This window comes from Actinosynnema sp. NPDC053489 (assembly GCF_044544865.1).
Taxonomy (GTDB): Bacteria; Actinomycetota; Actinomycetes; order Mycobacteriales; family Pseudonocardiaceae; genus Actinosynnema.
Genome location: NZ_JBITXT010000021.1, coordinates 1 through 17,129, shown reverse-complemented (window position 1 = coordinate 17,129; position 17,129 = coordinate 1). Strand labels below are relative to the sequence as shown.

Below are 17,129 nucleotides of genomic sequence, written 5' to 3'. Positions count from 1 at the left end.
CGATTCGACGCGGCTTCCTCCAGCCCGGGGCCGGTAAGCGTCCGGGTCGAATCGAGCCGAACCCGATCCCGGACCCCAGACCACCCCCGCCTCACCCCGACGACGCCTCCGCGCTCTCCTGCTCGTGCGCCACCCTCGCCAACTCCACCCGCGAACTGATCCCGAGCTTCCGGAAGATCCCGCGCAGGTGGTAGTTCACCGTGTGCGGCGACAGGAAGAGCTGCTTCGCCACCTGCCGGTTCGTCAACCCCGCCCCCACCAGCCGGGCGACGTCCCGCTCCGCCCCCGACAACGCGCCCCACTCCTCGCCGTCCCCGCCACCGCGCAGCCGGACCACCTCGCCGTCGGCACCGATCCGCTCGAAGATCCGCGACGCCGCGGCCGCGTGGTCCGCCGCCCGCCCCTCCTCACCGGCCTCGACCAGCACCGCCGCCAGGTCCTCGTTGGCGTTGGCCTGCGCCCACGGGTGCCGGTGCCGGCCGGCCGCGACCAGCAACCCCTCGGCGTCCCGGTCGAGCAACGCCCGCGCGTGCCCGGCGGCCACCGCGACCACGTCGAACCCGGGGTTCGCCGAGGCCAGCCCCTCCGCCGCGCCGACCACGTCACCGGCCAGGCCCTCGTCCCCCGCCGCCAACGCCTGCCGCACCAGCCACGGCGCGGCTCCCGGCTCCTCGATCAGCATCCGCCGCGCGCCCGACGGGTCCGCCAGCCGCTCGCGCGCCAGCTCGACCGCCCGCTCCGGCCCGCCGCGGGCGTGCGCGAGCAGCAGCTCCACCCAGTCGTACTGGCCCGAGTGCAGCACCGCCTCACCCGCCGCCAGGTCGGCCCGGTACCGGCGCACGTGCTCGGCCGCCGCCGCGACCTCGCCCCGGTGCAGCGCGACCGTGGCCAGCACCGTGGACGCGAGCGGCACCAGGATGCGCAGACCGCGGTCGCACGCCGTCGACAGGCCGCGTCGGGCGGCCGCCACCGCCTGCGCCGTCTTCCCCGCCTGCACCAGCACCCTGGCGCGCGCGATCGTCCGGGCCGCGGGCGCGCCGGCCGTGACGGCCTCGTCGTCGCACGGCACGCCGTCGCGCACCAGCCGTTCGGCCTCCTCGAACCGGCCCAGCGCCGACAGCTTCAAGGCGAACGCCACCGCCGACTGCGACTGCCACCAGGCCGTCGGCCGGTCGAGCTCCCAGCGGGTCGACTGGCGACCCCAGTACACGCCCTCGGCGAGCCGGCCCGCGTTCCACTCCAGGCACGAGTGGACGGTCGCGGCCATCACCACGTCGGCGTCCGCCGGCTCGCGGTCGCGGGTGGTCAGCACCGACATCGCGTGCGCGCCCGCCCGGCTGCCCGTGGCGAAGTACAGCGATAACAGCCGACCGGCCTCGGCCAGCCTGCGCAACGGCGCGGGGACGCCCGGCGTGCTCAGCACGTGCTCCATCTCCGACGCCGCGTCGGCGGGCCGGCCGTCGGCCAGCAGGATCCCGGCCAGCACCGCGTGCAGCTCGGCCGCCGCGGCCGCCGGCACACCGCCCGCCAGGCCCTCCCGGGCCAGCGAGATCGCGGCACCCAACCTGCCGCTGCCGGCCACCGACCGCACCTCGCCCACCGCCGCCGCGCCCTGCCGCGCGTGGTCCTCGTCCCACCTCTCCTCGACCCGGCGGGGCTGCGCGGACCTCGCGCGGAGCAGCTCCGCGTCGTGCCGCAGGGCGTGCCGGACGGACGCGGGCATCGAGTCCACCACCGCCCGCCACACCAGCTGCGACCCGAACTCCAGCCGCTCGTCCACGCAGGACACCAGCCCGGAGGCCAGCACCTCGTCCACGGCGGGCAGCAGCGCACCGGTCGTCTCGTCCATCATCGCGGCGACGTCGCGCAGCAGGAACGACCGGCCGAGCACCGCGGCGACCCGCAGCACCTGGGCGGCCCTCGGCGACCTCGCGTCGACCTGCCGGCGCGCCGCGGCACCGACCCGGTGCGGCAGCCACCCGCCGCGCGGCCGGGCGACGCCGTCGGTCACGTCGAGCCGGCCCTCCTCCCTCAGCCCGGCCACCAGTTCGGCGACCAGCCGCGGGTTGCCGCCAGCGCCGGTCGTGAGGCGGGTCAGGTCGGGGTGCGGCACCGCGTCCACCAGGTCGGCGAGCATCCGCTCGACCGCTTCGTCATCGAGGGGTCCGAGCGCGACCACCTCGCCGCGCTCGCGGACCGCGGCCCGGACGTCGGACCCGACCAGTCCCCCGCACCAGGCCGCCAGCACCGACACCGACCGCGCCGTCAGCTCCAAGAGGGCGGCCGGGTCCTCGTGCGCCTGGTCGACCGCGATCAACACCCGTTCGTGATCCACCCGGTCGAGCGCCTGCGCCACGTCGGTCGAGGAGGCCAGTTCCGCGCCCGTGACGAGCACGACGGCACGGCCGCGGTCGCGGGCGACGGTGACGGCCTCGCGCAGGAAGGAGGACTTTCCGGAGCACGGCGGGCCGTCGATGGCCAACAGGCCGACGGGCGCGGACAGGAAGCGGAGAACCGAAGCCCATTCACGATCCCGGCCGTACAATTTCGACACAATCAAGACTGCTACGGGTCTCGACTGACTGTCAATTCAGCCACTTGCGCCGTTACCGCGATTTTCACCTGACGCGACGAGTGGTGCCACCCGATCCAGTTCCCGGATCACCGAGTCGGGATCGGGCGCGAGCACCACACCGGCGGAACGCAACACCGCCAAGTGGCCGTCGAACGCCGGGTGGGCGGCCTGGTCGTCGGAGACCTGGGGGAGCACGACCATCGGCGTGCGGCGGCCGAGCGCTTCGCAGAGCACGGTGAGGGCCTGGTTGTCGGCGAGGCCCAGGGCGAGCTTGGCCAGGGAGTTCGCGGTGGCGGGCGCGAAGACGAAGGCGTCCGGCACGGGGTGCGGCTTGGGTTCGGCGGGCAGCCGGGACGTCCAGCGGACGGGCAGGTCGGTCAACGCGGCCAGGGTGGGGACGTGCGGTTCCATCCAGCGCGCCGCGGTGGGCGTGAACGTGATCGCGAGCCGCCACCCCCGCTCCGCGAGGGGCCGGGCCAACGCCTCGGCGAACCACCGCTCCACCCCACCGGCCGCCGCCGCGACAACCCCGAGCACCGCCACCGCAACCTCCTCCACAACCGGTCAACCTGACCGATCAGGTTGACCAGATGGCACCGACGAACCAGTAAACCTGACCAATCACCTTGACTGTCCCAGCCGCCTTGACCGTCCCAGCCGCCTTGACCGCCTCAGCCGCCTTGACCGCACTGGCTGTCCTGACCGCTCTAACCGCCCCGGTACAGCCGACCGGCTCAGTAGCGCATTCAACCGGTCGAGTCATGCACTCAACCTGACCGGTCAAGTCGACCGAATCAAGCCGACTGATCAACCCTCAACCCAATCGCGGCACCTGACCGCTCGAATCGACCGGCTCCACCCGAACCGATCCGACCGGTCGAGCCGAACCGCCTGCCCGCCTCGCCGACCCGACCAGTCGAGTTGACCGACCCAACCGATCGAGTTGACGACCCGATCGAACCAACCGGGCCGACTTGACAGGATCAACACGCCCGGCCGATCAACCGAACCGCACGAGCGGCCCGTCTGGGCAAACCCGACCGAGCCGACCAGCCGGACCGACCCACCGGCCGACCAACCCAACCACCCCCATCGGACCAAATCAGCCCTACCGACCGGACCGACCGACCAGACCGACCGGACCGCCCGAGCGGACCGGCCAGACAGCGCTGACCGAGCAAACAGCGCTGATCGGCCGGACCGACCGATCAAGCCGACCGACCGAATCGAACGATCGAGTCGACCGACCGACCGAACCGACTCACCAGCCAGTCAGCCAGCCAGCCGACCAGCCGGACCGACCGGCCGAGCCGGGCAACCGAAGTGACCGGCCGAGGCGATCGACCAAGGTGACCGGTCGGGTCGAGGGGTTACGCGGGCCGGCGCAGCAGGGCGCAGAACATGGCGTCCGTCCCCTGCCGGTGCGGCCACAACTGCACCGAGGGCCCGTCACCCAGCTCCGGCACCCCGGGGAAGTGCTCGCGGCCGTCCAACCACTCCACCCCGGTCCGCCGCACCACGTCCGCGACCACGCCGACCGTCTCCGACAGGTGCGGCGAGCACACCACGTACGCCACCACCCCACCGGGCCGCACCAGGGTCAGCGCCGCCGTCAACAGCTCCCGCTGCAACCGCGCGAGCGGCGCGACGTCGGACGGTTGCCGGCGCCACCGGGCCTCCGGCCGACGCCGCAACGCGCCCAGCCCGGTGCACGGCGCGTCCACCAGCACCCGGTCGAACCCGCCCTCCGGCAGCCCCGACTCACGACCGTCCGCCACGTGCACCCGGATCGGCAGGTCACCCGCCGCCTTGCGGATCAGCTCCGCCCGGTGCGGTGCCTTCTCGACCGCGTCCAGCGTCGCACCCGACAGCCGGGCCAACGACCCGAGCAGCACGGCCTTCCCGCCGGGCCCGGCGCACAGGTCCAGCCACCGCTCGTCCGACCCCTCCACGGGCACCCGCGTCAACGCCACCGCGCACAGCTGGCTGCCCTCGTCCTGCACGGACGCCAACCGCTCCCGCACCGGTTCGAGGTCACCGGGGTCGCCGGCGCCGGCGTCCAGGTGCACCCCGTACGGCGAGTACGGCGCGACCTCGCCACCCGTCATCGCGGCCAGTTCGTCGGCGCTGCACTCGCCGGGCCGCGCGGCCAGGTGCACGGCCGGGCGCTCGTCGTCGGCGGCCAACGCCTCCCGCAGCGGCTCGCCGCGGCTGCCCAGGGCCTCGGCGAACGCCTGCGCGATCCACCTCGGGTGCGCGTGCGCCATGGCCACGTACCCGATGGGGTCGGTGTCCTCGTCCGGCGCGACCTCCTCGACCCAGGCGGCCTCGTCCTGCCCGGTCACGCGGCGCAGCACGGCGTTCGCGAAGCCCGCCGCGCCCGACCCCCGGTCCGCCCGCACGAGGTCGACCGTGGAGGCGACGGCGGCGTGCGCCGGGATGCGGGTGCGCAGCAGCTGGTAGGCGCCGAGCCGCAGCGCGTCGAGCACCGCTCCGTCCACTTCGGACAGCGGGCGGTCGGTGCACGCGGCCAGCACGGCGTCCAGCAGCCCCTGGGCGCGCAGCGACCCGTAGGTCAACTCGGTCGCCAGGGCCGCGTCCCGGCCGGTGATCCGGCGTTCCCGCAGGATGCCCGGCAGCACCAGGTTGGCGTAGGCGTCCCGCTGCCGCACCGCGCGCAACGTGTCCAGCGCGGCCTGCCGCGCCGGGTCCTCCACGGGCGGCCGGGCCGGGCCGCTGCGCCCGCGCGGCGGGTGGGCGCGCTGCGGCCGCGAGGGACGCGAAAACCTCTGGGTCATGAAATCCGCTCCCCCGCCTCGATCCGGGCGCCGCGCGCCCAGTCGGTCGCCGCCATCCGCTTCTTGCCCTGCGCCTGCACGTCGCCCAGCGCGACCGGGTCGGTGGCCGTGCCGACGAGGACCCGCTTGCGCTCCACCCGGACCTCGCCGGGTGCGAGCGGTTCCGCCGCCTCGACCGGGACGACCGGGCCGAGCTTGAGCCGTTCGCCGCGGAACTCCGCCCACGCACCGGGGTCGGGCGTCACCGCGCGGGCCACCCGGTCGATCGCCACGGCGGGCGTGCCGAAGTCGAGCCGGGCGTCGTCCACGGTCACCTTCGGCGCGTAGCTCACGCCCTCGTCGGACTGCGGCACGGGCCGCAGCGTCCCGTCCGCGATGCCGTCCACAGTGGACACCAGCAGCCGCGCGCCCGACTCGGCGAGCCTGCCGAGCAGCTCGCCGGCGGTGTCGCGCTCGCGCACCCGCTCGGTCACCACCCCGAACACCGGGCCGGCGTCGAGCTCCTTGACGATGCGGAACGTGGTCGCGCCGGTGATGTCGTCGCCGTGCCGCACGGCCGCCTGCACGGGTGCCGCGCCGCGCCACGCGGGCAGCACCGAGAAGTGCAGGTTCACCCAGCCGTGGCGGGGGATGGCGAGGGCGGACTCGGGCAGCAGCGCGCCGTAGGCGACGACCGGGCACAGGTCCGGCCCCAGCTCCTCCAGCCGGGCCCGGAACGCCGGGTCGCCCGCCTTGGCGGGGGTCAGCACCTCGATGCCGCGCTCGTCGGCCAGGGCCGCGACGGGCGACCGCTCGACCCGGCGCCCGCGGCCCGCGGGCGCGTCGGGGCGGGTCACCACGGCGACGACCTCGTGCCGGTCGGAGTCCAGCAGCGCCCGCAGCGACGGCAGCGCGACCTCGGGCGTGCCCGCGAAGACCAGTCGCACGTCACACCCCTCCCCGACGGGGGTCGGCACCGGGGTGGGACGGACCGGTTCCCTGAACGAACACGCACTCTCCTCGCATCGACGGCGCGGTGGAAGACCGCAAGTCTAGAAGAGCGCCCCGGACCGGGCTCGCGTTCACGCCCCGAACAGCGGGTGGGGCGATTGCTTGATCGTCGGCACCGCGCCGTCGAACCACGACTGCTGCCGGATCGCCCGCATCGCCTCCTTGCGGGTGAGGTCGTCCAGCCGGTCGAGGAACAGCACCCCGTCGAGGTGGTCGGTCTCGTGCTGGATGCAGCGCGCCAGCAGGTCCGTGCCCTCGACCTCGATCGGCTCGCCGTGCATGTTCCAGCCCTTGGCGACGACGTGGCGGTGCCGGCGGCAGTCCCACGACAGGCCGGGGATGGACAGGCAGCCCTCCGGGCCGTCCTGCTCCTCGTCGCCGACGACGTCGAACGTCGGGTTGACCAGGTGCCCGGCGAAGCCGTCGCAGTGGTAGGTGAACACCCGCAGGCCGACGCCGAGCTGGGGGGCGGCGAGGCCCGCGCCGCCGGCGTCGCTCATGGTGTCCCACAGGTCCTTGACCAGCTTGCGGAGCTCCGCGTCGAAGTCGGTGACCTCGACCGCGGGCGTCCGCAGCACCGGGTCGCCGAACAGCCGGATGGGTTGGACGGTCACGCGCACTCCTCGAAGCCTGGGGAGGTCCAGTCTACGAAAGCCGGGTCAGTGCTCCGGGTCACGCCGGACGACGAGCGCGGTCCCGCCCGGTGGGGGCGGGACCGCGCCGGTCAGGTCACCGCGTGGGCCACACCACCCGGGCCGCGCCACCACCGCGCCGGGACGTCTCCGCCGCCGCCCGCCACCGGCCGTCGGGGAGGCGTTCGACCGCCGTGGCCGCGCCGATCTCGCCGGTCGAGGTGAACCGGTGGCCCAGCGCGCGCAGCGCCTCTGCCTCCGGGGTCGCCAGGAACGCGGCCTCGGCCTGGGTGCTCGCGGCGTTGCGCTGGGACGCGCGCGGGGCCGCGATGGCCTGCACCAGGGGCGTGCCCCGGTCGATGCGCCGGGTCAGCACCTGCAGGACCGTGGTGATGATGCTCGCGCCGCCGGGCGAGCCCAGGGCCAGGACGGGCCTGCCGTGCTGGAGCACGATCGTCGGCGACATGGACGAGCGGGGCCGCTTGCCCGGGCCGGGCAGGTTCGGGTCGACCACGCCGGGCGTGACCGGGGTGAACGAGAAGTCGGTCAGCTCGTTGTTGAGCAGGAACCCGCGGCCGGGCACCACGATGCCGCTGCCGCCCTCCTGCTCGATGGTCAGCGTGTAGGCCACGACGTTGCCCCAGCGGTCGGCGACCGTCAGGTGCGTGGTGTCCGTGCCCTCGTACGACGTGGGGGCGGGCTGCCCGGCGGTCGCGCACGGGGTCGGATCGCGCGGGTCACCGGGGGCGACCGGGCTGGTCAGGGCGGTCGTCGGGGAGATCAGGCAGGCCCGGCTGTCGGCGAAGCGCTGGGACAGCAGCTCGCGGGTCGGGACGTCGTTGACCGCCGGGTCGCCCACCCAGCGGTTGCGGTCGGCGAACGAGAGCCTGCTCGCCTCCAGGTACCGGTGCAGGTACTGGACCTCGGTCTCGGCGGCCAGGTCGGTGGTCTCCAGGATGTTCAGCGCCTCGCCGACCGTCGTGCCGCCGGAGGACGGCGGCGCCATGCCGAACACGTCGTAGTCGCGGTAGCGGACGCTGGTGGGCTCGCGCTGCAGCGCCTCGTAGCGGGCCAGGTCGGTCGCGGTCAGGTCGCCGGGCCGGACGTTGCGGGTCGAGCCCGCCGCCACCGGTGGCCGCCGCACGGCCGCCACCACGTCGCGCGCCAGGTCGCCGCGGTAGAACGCCTGCACGCCGTGCCGGCGCAGCTCGCGGTAGGTGTCGGCGAGGTCGGGGTTGCGGAACGTGCTGCCGACCGCGGGCGGCGCGCCGCCGGGCAGGTACAGCGCGCTGGTCGAGGTGAAGTCGGCGAACCGGGCGGCGTTCTCGGTGACCTGGCGGTGGAACGTGTCGTCGACGGTGAAGCCGCGCCGGGCCAGCTCCTCCGCGGGCCGGACGGCCTGGTCGAGCGACCAGGTGCCCCAGCGCCGCAGCGCCTCGCTCCAGGTGCGGGGCGTGCCGGGGACGCCGACGGACAAGCCGCTGGTCACGGCGTCGGCGAACGGGATCGGCGTGCCGTTCTCCAGGAACAGGTCCGGGCCGGCCGACGCGGGGGCCGTCTCACGTCCGTCCACTGTGGACACCCGGCGGGTGCGGGCGTCGTAGTGGACGAGGAAGCCGCCGCCGCCGACACCGGCCGAAAACGGGTCCGTGACGCCGAGCGCGGCGGCCACCGCGACGGCCGCGTCCACGGCGTTGCCGCCGCGGCGCAGGACGTCGACGCCGACCTGCGAGGCGTCGGGGTCGATGCTGGACACCGCGCCGCCGAAACCGACGGCCTCGGGCACGCGCGGCGGCGCGGCCTGGGCGGAGGCGGTGGCGGGCAGGAGTGGTGCGACGAGGAGTGATGCGAGGACGCTGGCGACAGTCGACCGGAGCATCGTTCCCTTCTACCCCACCCCGGCGGTCGGGGGAACCACCGCTCACCCCGACGGGTCGGTGTCGGCGTCAGAGGACTTCGAGGGGGTCCAGCTTCACGCGCACCACGTCCGGTTCCTTGCGGGCGCTGCGCACCGCCAGCACCTCGGCCAGCACCGACGCCAGCGCGCGGCCCTGCGTCCTGGCCACCCGGACCAGGGCCCGCTCCTTGTCCTCCGACAGCGGCACCGGCCCGAGGACCTCGCCCGTCGGCGGCAGGCGCAGCTCCTCCAGCACGCCCGCCAGCGCGTCCGGCGCGCCGTCCACGGTCGCCATCCGCACGGCGGGCGGGAACCCCAGCTCGGTCCGCGCCGCCAGCTCCTGCCGGGCGTGCCACACCGGGTCCCACCGGACCAGCGCCTGCACCGGCGCCAACGACGACTCCGCGACCACGACCACCCGACCGGCCGCGTGCACGAGGGCCGCCGCGGTCATCCACCGGCGCAGCGCCTCCTCCGCCGCGCGCAGGTCGGCCCGCCCGAGCAGCGCCCAGCCGTCCAGCAGCAGCGCCGCGCCGTAGCCGCCCTCGGCGAGCGGTTCCGCGCCCGGGGTGGCCACGACCAGCGACCGGCCGCCGGGCACCTCGGCCAGCACCTCGTCGCCGCCGGACGTGCGGACCGGCACGCCGCTGAACGCCCGGCCCAGCTCCTCGGCCGTGCGGCGGGCCCCGATGACCTGGCCGCGCAGCCGGCGGGAGCCGCAGCTCGGGCAGCGGAACGCCGCCTCCGTCGCGCCGCACCACCGGCAGTACGCGGGCCTGGGCACGCCGTCCTGCGTGCCGCCCGGCAGGGCCAGCGGGCCGGCGCACCGGCGGCAGCGGGCGGGCGACCGGCACTGGCCGCAGGCCAGCGCGGGCACGTACCCGCGCCGGGGCACCTGGATCAGCACCGGCGTGTCCGCCGACAGCGCCGCCCGCGCCGCGTCGAACGCGATGGACGGCAGCCGCGCGGACCGCGCCGCCGGGTCCTTGACCTCCTGCCACTCGTGGTCGCCGACCGCCGCCACGCGCGGCGCGACCGCGCGCAGCACGTCCCGGGCCGCGACCACCTCGTGCGCCCAGCCGCTGTCCACCAGCAGCTGCGCCTCGGCGGTCCGGGCGAAGCCCCCGACCAGCAGGGAGGCGCCGGTCAGGTGCGAGCGCTGCACCAGCACGTCCCGCACGTTCGGGTACGGCATCCGCGGCTCGGCGTGCAGGTCGTCGCCGTCGTCCCACACCGCGACCAGCCCGAGGTCGTGCACCGGCGCGAAGGCCGCGCCCCGCGTGCCCAGCACCACCCGCACCGCTCCCCGCCGCACGGCCAGCCACCGCCGGTACCGCTCGGCCGGCCCGAGGTCGGCCGACAGCGTGACCACGCCCTCCTCGCCCACCAGCGCCGCGCACGCCCGGTGCAGGCGCGCCAGGTCGCGGTGGTCCGGCACGACGACCAGCGCGCCCTTGCCGGTGCTCGCCACGGACGCCGCCGCCTCGGCCAGCCGGGCGGGCCAGTCCTCGGCGGGCAGCGCCTGCCACACCGCCCGCGCGGCCCGGCCGGACCGCAGCGCGTCCAGCAGGTTGGGCCCGAACGGGTAGCGCGCCCACCCCTCGTCCGGCGGCGCGGCGGGCGGCGGTGCCGGCTCCCCCGACGGCCTGGCCTCCACCCGCGCGTGCCGGGGCGGGATCGCCATCCGCAGCACGTCGATCAACGACCCCGCGTACCGGTCCGCCACCGCCCGCGCCAGCTCCGCCACCTCCGGCGACAGCACGGGCTCCGGCGAGATCACCCGGTCCAGGAACGTCAGCTCGCGCCCGTACTCCGACTCGGCCACCCGGTCCAGCAGGTAGCCGTCGACGAGCTGGCCCGCGAACCGCACGCGCACCCGGCAGCCGGGCACGGCGTCCGCGTCCTGCTCGGTCGACACCTGGTAGTCGAACGGCCGGTCGAGGTGCGCCAGCGGCACGTCCACGCTCACGCGGGCGACCGGCAGCGAGGCGGCGGGGACCCGCTCCCCGCGCCTGGTCGTCGCCCTGCCCGCCACGGGTGGAGGTCTACCAGAGACCGGGGCGGCCACCGACCACCCGGTCCCCCGGCGCGAACCGTGCTGTCACGACCCCAGTATCGAACAGCCGTTCGAACGATGCAAGATCACGTCCGGGTGAGCTCCCGGGTCGGCGCCGGCCGGCGCGGACACCCCGCACAACGTCGCGCAGGGGTCCCCGGGCGGGGACCCCTGCGCGACGTGTCGGTCGGACCCGGCCGGGCTCAGGCGCCGGCGGCGGCGCGGAGGGCCTCCGCGCGGTCCGTGTTCTCCCACGGCAGGTCGACGTCCGTGCGGCCGAAGTGGCCGTAGGCGGCGGTCGGGGCGTAGATCGGGCGCAGCAGGTTCAGGTCGCGGATGATCGCGGCCGGGCGCAGGTCGAAGACCTCGCTGATCGCCTGCTGGATCTTCGTCGGGTCGACGGTCTCGGTGCCGAACGTCTCCACGAACAGGCCCACCGGGGCCGCCTTGCCGATCGCGTACGCCACCTGCACCTCGATGCGCGTGGCCAGGCCGGCGGCCACCGCGTTCTTCGCCACCCAGCGCATCGCGTACGCCGCGGACCGGTCCACCTTCGACGGGTCCTTGCCGGAGAACGCGCCACCGCCGTGGCGGGCCATGCCGCCGTAGGTGTCCACGATGATCTTGCGGCCGGTCAGGCCCGCGTCACCCATCGGGCCGCCGATGACGAACCGGCCGGTCGGGTTGACCAGCAGCCGCACGTCGGAGGTGTCCAGGCCCAGCTCGCCGATCTCGGGCTCCACGACGTGCCGGCGGATGTCCACGCCGAGCAGCTTCTCCAGGTCGATGCCGTCCGCGTGCTGCGTCGACACGACCACGGTGTCCAGCCGCACCGGCTGGTCGCCCGCGTACTCGATGGTGACCTGGGTCTTGCCGTCGGGCCGCAGGTACGGGACGGTGCCGTCCTTGCGGACCCCGGTCAGCCGGCGCGACAGCCGGTGCGCCAGCGCGATCGGCAGCGGCATCAGCTCGGGGGTGTCGGTGCAGGCGTAGCCGAACATGAGGCCCTGGTCGCCCGCGCCCTGCTTGGCGATCTCGTCCTCGGTGCCCTCGACCCGCTTCTCGAACGCGGTGTCGACGCCCTGCGCGATGTCGGGCGACTGCGAGCCGATGGCCACGTTCACGCCGCACGAGTAGCCGTCGAAGCCCTTGGCCGACGAGTCGTAGCCGATCTCCACGATCTTGTCGCGCACGATCGACGGGATGTCGGCGTAGGCATCGGTCGTGACCTCGCCCGCCACGTGCACCTGGCCGGTGGTGACCAGCGTCTCCACCGCGACGCGCGAGCGCGGGTCCTTGGCCAGCAGCGCGTCGAGGATCGAGTCGCTGATGGCGTCGCAGATCTTGTCCGGGTGCCCTTCGGTCACCGACTCACTGGTGAACAGCCTGCTGCTGTGCTGGCTCACGACACTCCCTAACTGGTCCGACCTGCGAATGGTGCCAAGCTTACTGACGCCCGGTGCGCCGCGGTCCCCGTTCCGCGCCGCGGGCGACGGCGTCCCACATGGCGGACGCCAGCCGGGCCTTGGAGCCGTGCGGGATCGGGGTTTCCGCGCCGTCGGAGGACAACAGCCACCCCGCGTTGTCCTCGACCTCGAACGCGCGACCGTCGCCGACGGCGTTGACGACGAGCCAGTCGCACCCCTTGCGCTTGAGCTTCGCGCGACCGTACTCCAGCACCGTCGTGCCGGCGTCCCCGGTCTCCGCCGCGAACCCCACGACGACCTGGCCCGGCCGCCGCGCGGCGACCAGTTCGGCCAGGATGTCCGGGTTGCGGGTGAGCGCGACGGGGTCGGGGTCGCGATCGGTCTTCTTGATCTTGTGCTCGACCGGCCGCACCGGGCGGAAGTCGGCGACGGCGGCGGCCATCACGACCACGTCGGCGGTCCCGGCGACGGCGTGCATGGCCTCGCGCAGCTCCAGCGCCGAGCCGACGCGGACCACGTCGACCCCGGCGGGCGCGGCCAGGTCCGCGGTGTGCGCGGCGACCAGCGTCACCCGCGCGCCGCGCTGGGCGGCGACCCGGGCCAGCGCGTAGCCCTGCCGGCCGGACGAGCGGTTGCCCAGGAAGCGCACCGGGTCGAGGGGCTCGCGGGTGCCGCCCGCCGACACGGCGACGTGCAGGCCCTCGAGGTCGCGCGGCAGCGCGTCGGGACGGGCCAGCAGCAGCCGGGCCAGCTCCACGATCTCGGCGGGCTCGGGCAGCCTGCCCTTGCCGGTGTCCTTGCCGGTCAGCCTGCCGCTGGCGGGTTCGGCGACGACCACGCCGCGCGAGCGCAGCAGCGCCACGTTGGCCCGCGTCGCCGGGTGCTCCCACATCTCGGTGTGCATCGCCGGGACCAGCAGGACCGGGCAGCGCGCGGTGAGCAGGGTGTTGGTGAGCAGGTCGTCGGCCAGGCCGTGGGCGGCCTTGGCGATCAGGTTCGCCGTGGCGGGCGCGACGACGACCAGGTCGGCCTGCTGCCCCAGCTTCACGTGCGGCACCGACGGCACGTCGGTGAACACGTCGGCGTGCACGGGTTGGCCGGACAGCGCCTCGAAGGTGGCCGCTCCGACGAACTTGAGCGCGCCCTCCGTGGGCACGACGCGAACGGCGTGGCCGGACTCGGTGAGCCGGCGCAGCACCTCGCACGCCTTGTACGCGGCGATGCCCCCGCCGACCCCGAGGATCACGCCGGGGCGGTCGGGGGCGGGGACCGCCTCGGTCACTCGCCTTCGGTGTGCTCGAGGAGACCCGCGTGGATCTCCCGGAGCGCGATCGACAGCGGCTTCTCGCGGGGGCCCGGCTCGACCAGCGGGCCGACGTACTCCAGCAGGCCCTCGCCGAGCTGGGCGTAGTAGTCGTTGATCTGGCGCGCGCGCTTGGCGGCGTAGATCACCAGCGCGTACTTCGAGCTGACCTGCTCCAGGAGGTCGTCGATGGGCGGGTTGGTGATGCCCTCCGGGGTGCCCGAGAGCGGGCCCAGCTCGGTGTGCGTGGTCACTCGTCAACGCTCCTGCGGTTCAGGGGTGGGTCTCGTGCCGTCGTCGTGTCGAGACGACCGCCCCGCGCCTCGCGACGCGCGTGCTGACGCGTCGGGCGCCGGGCCGACCACCAAGTTTAGCAAGCTCGCGGCGGCGGACCGCACGTCGTCGTTCACGACGACCTCGTCGAACTCCGGTTCGGCCGCCAGTTCCTCCCTGGCGATCTCCAGCCGGCGCGCCACGACGGCGGGGTCCTCGGTGCCGCGGCCGGTCAGCCGACCGACCAGGTCCTCCCACGAGGGCGGGGCCAGCATGACGAGCTGGGCCTCCGGCATCGCGACCCGGACCTGCCGGGCGCCCTGCAGCTCGATCTCCAGCAGCGACGGCAGGCCGGACGCCAGCGCGCGCTCCACGGGAGCCCTGGGCGTCCCGTAGCAGTTGCCCGCGAACTCGGCGTGCTCCAGGAACTCGTCCCGGTCGACCATCTCGCGGAACTCGGCGGCGTCGACGAAGTGGTAGTGCACCCCGTCGACCTCGCCCGGCCTCGGCTTCCGCGTGGTCACCGAGACGCTGAAGTGGATCTCCGGGCCCATCCGCCGCAGCTCGGCCAGCACGCTGGACTTGCCGACGCCGGACGGCCCGGACAGAACGGTGAGGCGGGGCCGGGCGCGGACGCCCGACCCCACCCCGGTGCCATCACTCACTCGCCGCTGAACTCGGTGAGCAGCGCCTTGCGCTGCCGCTCACCCAGGCCGCGCAGCCGACGGGACGGAGCGATCTCAAGGCGCTCCATGATCTGCTGCGCACGCACCTTGCCGACGCCCGGAAGCGCCTCGAGCAGCGCGGACACCTTCATCTTGCCAAGGACCTCGTCGCTCTCGGCGGCCTTCAGCACGTCCGTCAGGGTCGTGCCGCCACGCTTGAGGCGCTCCTTGAGCTCAGCCCGAGCGCGACGAGCGGCAGCAGCCTTCTCCAGCGCTGCGGCCCGCTGCTCCTCGGTAAGCTGGGGAAGGGCCACGATTTCCTCCGTGGTGTGGGAATTTCAATTCTGGATCGGTGCCGCGACCGTACCGAGCGCAATTGCCTGGGTACAACGTGGGTCCCAGTCAGGTCAATCTTTCAGCGCTGGAGTGGTCGCGGCGGGTGGTAGTAGTACCAACACCCTCCAACGGACCCATCACCGCCACCGGTAACGCCCTGCGCACGCCGGGTGTGGTATGCGCTCGATGGGTGATGGACCCGCCGGTGGGCAGGACCGTACCAGGGACCGTTTGCGCAGGTGAGCGGACCACGCGAAGCGTGTCGCGATTTGATCGCGATCACAGTTGCAGCGACCGCCGCACCTGCCCCACCACGGACCGCAGTTTTGCGGTCCGTGGACCGTGCTTCAGCACGTCCCGGGAGGACGTCGGGAGCACCCCGCGCAGCTCGTCGCCGAACAGCGCGCGCAGGTCGGCGACCGTCGCCCCCTGGGCCCCGAAACCCGGCGCGAGGACGTATCCGCGCAGGTCAGAGAGGTCCACGCTCAGGTCGCGCACGGTCGCGCCCACCACCAGGCCGACATCGCCGAACGGGTCGGCGCCCGCGTTCGCCGCCGCCGCCGCGTCGACGATCGACTGCGCCACGGAACGCCCGTCGGGCCCCACCGCGCGCTGCACCGAAGCGCCCTCCGGATTGGAAGTCAACGCGAGGACGAATATTCCGCGCCCGCTCGCGGCGGCGGCTTCCAGCGCCGGGTCGAGCGAGCCGAAGCCGAGGAACGGCGACGCGGTGACCGCGTCGCCGGCCAGCGGCGAGCCCTCGGTGAGGTAGGCCGCGGCGTACGCGGCCATGGTGGAGCCGATGTCGCCGCGCTTGGCGTCGACCAGCACCAGCGTGCCGCTGTCGCGCAGGTCGGCGATGACCCGTTCGAGCACCGCCACGCCCCGCGAGCCGTGCGCCTCGAAGAACGCCGCCTGCGGCTTCACCAGCGCGACCTCGCCGCCGAACGCCTCCACGCAGGTCAGGGCGAACCGCTCCAGCCCCGCGGCGTCCTGGGGCAGCCCCCAGGACGCCAGCAGACCGGGGTGCGGGTCGATGCCCACGCACAGGGGCCCGTGCTCGGCGACCGCCGCCGCCAGCCGCGCCCCGAACCTCCCGGCCGCGGGGCTCACGCGTCGCCCCGCAGGGCCGCCTGGAGGGCCTGGAGCGGCCGGACGCCGATGTCACCGCGGATCGCGGCCTCGATGCCGTGCACGGCCGCCGCCGCGCCCTGGATCGTGGTCACGCAGGGGATGTCCTTGGCCACGGCCGCGGTGCGGATCTCGTAGCCGTCGACGCGCGGCCCGTTGTTGCCGTACGGCGTGTTGATGATCATGTCGACGTCGCCGGCGAGGATGGCGTCGACGATGTTCCCGGTGCCCTCGAAGTGCTTGCGCACGATCGTGCACGGGATGCCGTTGCGGCGCAGCACCTCGGCCGTGCCGGCCGTGGCCAGCACCTCGAAGCCCAGGTCGGCGAGCCTCTTGACCGGGAAGATCATGGCCCGCTTGTCCCGGTTGGCCACCGACACGAACACCCGGCCCGACGTGGGCAGGGAGCCGTAGGAGGCGGTCTGGGACTTGGCGTAGGCCATGCCGAACGACACGTCGATGCCCATCACCTCGCCGGTCGACTTCATCTCCGGCCCGAGCAGCGAGTCCACGCCCTTGCCCTCCGGCGTGCGGAACCGGTGGAACGGCAGCACGGCCTCCTTGACCGCGACCGGGGCGTGCGCGGGCAGCTTCGCGCCGTCGCCCTCCCCGGGCAGCAGCCCCTCCTCGCGCAGCTGGGCGACGGTGGCGCCGAGCATGATCCGGGCCGCGGCCTTGGCCAGCGGCACCGCCGTGGCCTTGGAGACGAACGGGACGGTGCGCGAGGCGCGCGGGTTGGCCTCCAGGACGTAGAGCACGTCGTCCTTGAGGGCGTACTGGACGTTGAGCAGGCCGCGCACGCCGATGCCCTCGGCGATGGCCAGGGTCGACCGGCGGACCGCGTCGATGTCCGACTCGCCCAGCGTGATCGGCGGCAGGGCGCACGCCGAGTCGCCGGAGTGCACGCCGGCCTCCTCGATGTGCTCCATCACTCCGCCGATGAACACCTCCGTGCCGTCGTAGAGGGCGTCGACGTCGATCTCGATGGCGTCGTCGAGGAAGCGGTCGACCAGGACGGGGTGTTCGGGGCTGACCTCGGTGGCGCG

General features: G+C 74.6%; 13 protein-coding genes and 1 pseudogene. All 14 read right to left on the bottom strand.

The window, feature by feature from the left end; translation table 11 throughout:
• Window positions 1-91 precede the first annotated feature (91 nt).
• A complete protein-coding gene (locus tag ACIGNX_RS32580; protein ID WP_396545012.1) occupies window positions 92-2,482 on the bottom strand; it encodes a LuxR C-terminal-related transcriptional regulator in 2,391 nt (796 codons plus the stop codon).
• Window positions 2,483-2,590: 108 nt separating this feature from the next.
• A complete protein-coding gene (locus ACIGNX_RS32575; protein WP_396545011.1) occupies window positions 2,591-3,118 on the bottom strand; it encodes a flavoprotein in 528 nt (175 codons plus the stop codon).
• Window positions 3,119-3,945: 827 nt separating this feature from the next.
• Window positions 3,946-5,373 (bottom strand): RsmB/NOP family class I SAM-dependent RNA methyltransferase, encoded by a 1,428-nt coding sequence (locus ACIGNX_RS32570; protein ID WP_396545009.1) that lies wholly within the window; start codon window positions 5,371-5,373, stop codon window positions 3,946-3,948.
• A complete protein-coding gene (fmt, locus tag ACIGNX_RS32565; RefSeq protein WP_396545007.1) occupies window positions 5,370-6,299 on the bottom strand; it encodes a methionyl-tRNA formyltransferase in 930 nt (309 codons plus the stop codon). Before fmt ends, ACIGNX_RS32570 begins: the two co-directional genes overlap by 4 nt.
• A 135-nt stretch (window positions 6,300-6,434) precedes the next feature.
• Window positions 6,435-6,977, bottom strand: a complete 543-nt coding sequence (gene def / locus ACIGNX_RS32560; RefSeq protein WP_396545005.1) for a peptide deformylase — start codon at window positions 6,975-6,977, stop codon at window positions 6,435-6,437.
• Window positions 6,978-7,092: 115 nt separating this feature from the next.
• Window positions 7,093-8,874: a gamma-glutamyltransferase gene (ggt, locus tag ACIGNX_RS32555; protein WP_396545003.1), complete on the bottom strand. Its 1,782-nt coding sequence runs from the start codon at window positions 8,872-8,874 to the stop codon at window positions 7,093-7,095.
• A 67-nt stretch (window positions 8,875-8,941) separates the two neighbouring features.
• Complete coding sequence (locus ACIGNX_RS32550) at window positions 8,942-10,927, bottom strand: primosomal protein N' (protein WP_396545002.1); 1,986 nt, start codon at window positions 10,925-10,927, stop codon at window positions 8,942-8,944.
• Between the two features lie 224 nt (window positions 10,928-11,151).
• Window positions 11,152-12,354, bottom strand: coding sequence for a methionine adenosyltransferase (metK, locus tag ACIGNX_RS32545; RefSeq protein ID WP_396545000.1), 1,203 nt, complete (start codon window positions 12,352-12,354; stop codon window positions 11,152-11,154).
• Window positions 12,355-12,394: 40 nt separating this feature from the next.
• The gene (gene coaBC, locus ACIGNX_RS32540; RefSeq protein ID WP_396544998.1) at window positions 12,395-13,657 is read right to left on the bottom strand and encodes a bifunctional phosphopantothenoylcysteine decarboxylase/phosphopantothenate--cysteine ligase CoaBC; all 1,263 of its coding nucleotides are present in this window, start codon (window positions 13,655-13,657) and stop codon (window positions 12,395-12,397) included.
• Window positions 13,654-13,932 (bottom strand): DNA-directed RNA polymerase subunit omega, encoded by a 279-nt coding sequence (rpoZ, locus tag ACIGNX_RS32535; protein WP_053721631.1) that lies wholly within the window; start codon window positions 13,930-13,932, stop codon window positions 13,654-13,656. Before rpoZ ends, coaBC begins: the two co-directional genes overlap by 4 nt.
• 3 nt (window positions 13,933-13,935) lie before the next feature.
• The gene (gene gmk / locus ACIGNX_RS32530; protein ID WP_396544996.1) at window positions 13,936-14,616 is read right to left on the bottom strand and encodes a guanylate kinase; all 681 of its coding nucleotides are present in this window, start codon (window positions 14,614-14,616) and stop codon (window positions 13,936-13,938) included.
• Window positions 14,613-14,930, bottom strand: a complete 318-nt coding sequence (gene mihF, locus ACIGNX_RS32525; protein ID WP_033427832.1) for an integration host factor, actinobacterial type — start codon at window positions 14,928-14,930, stop codon at window positions 14,613-14,615. The genes gmk and mihF overlap by 4 nt, the downstream gene beginning before the upstream one ends.
• 301 nt (window positions 14,931-15,231) lie before the next feature.
• Entirely contained in the window at window positions 15,232-16,065 is an 834-nt protein-coding gene (gene pyrF / locus ACIGNX_RS32520; protein WP_396544994.1) for an orotidine-5'-phosphate decarboxylase, read from the bottom strand.
• Window positions 16,062-17,129 (bottom strand): annotated as a pseudogene (gene carB, locus ACIGNX_RS32515) (carbamoyl phosphate synthase large subunit); the annotation flags it as partial. The pseudogene carB and the gene pyrF, both read right to left, overlap by 4 nt.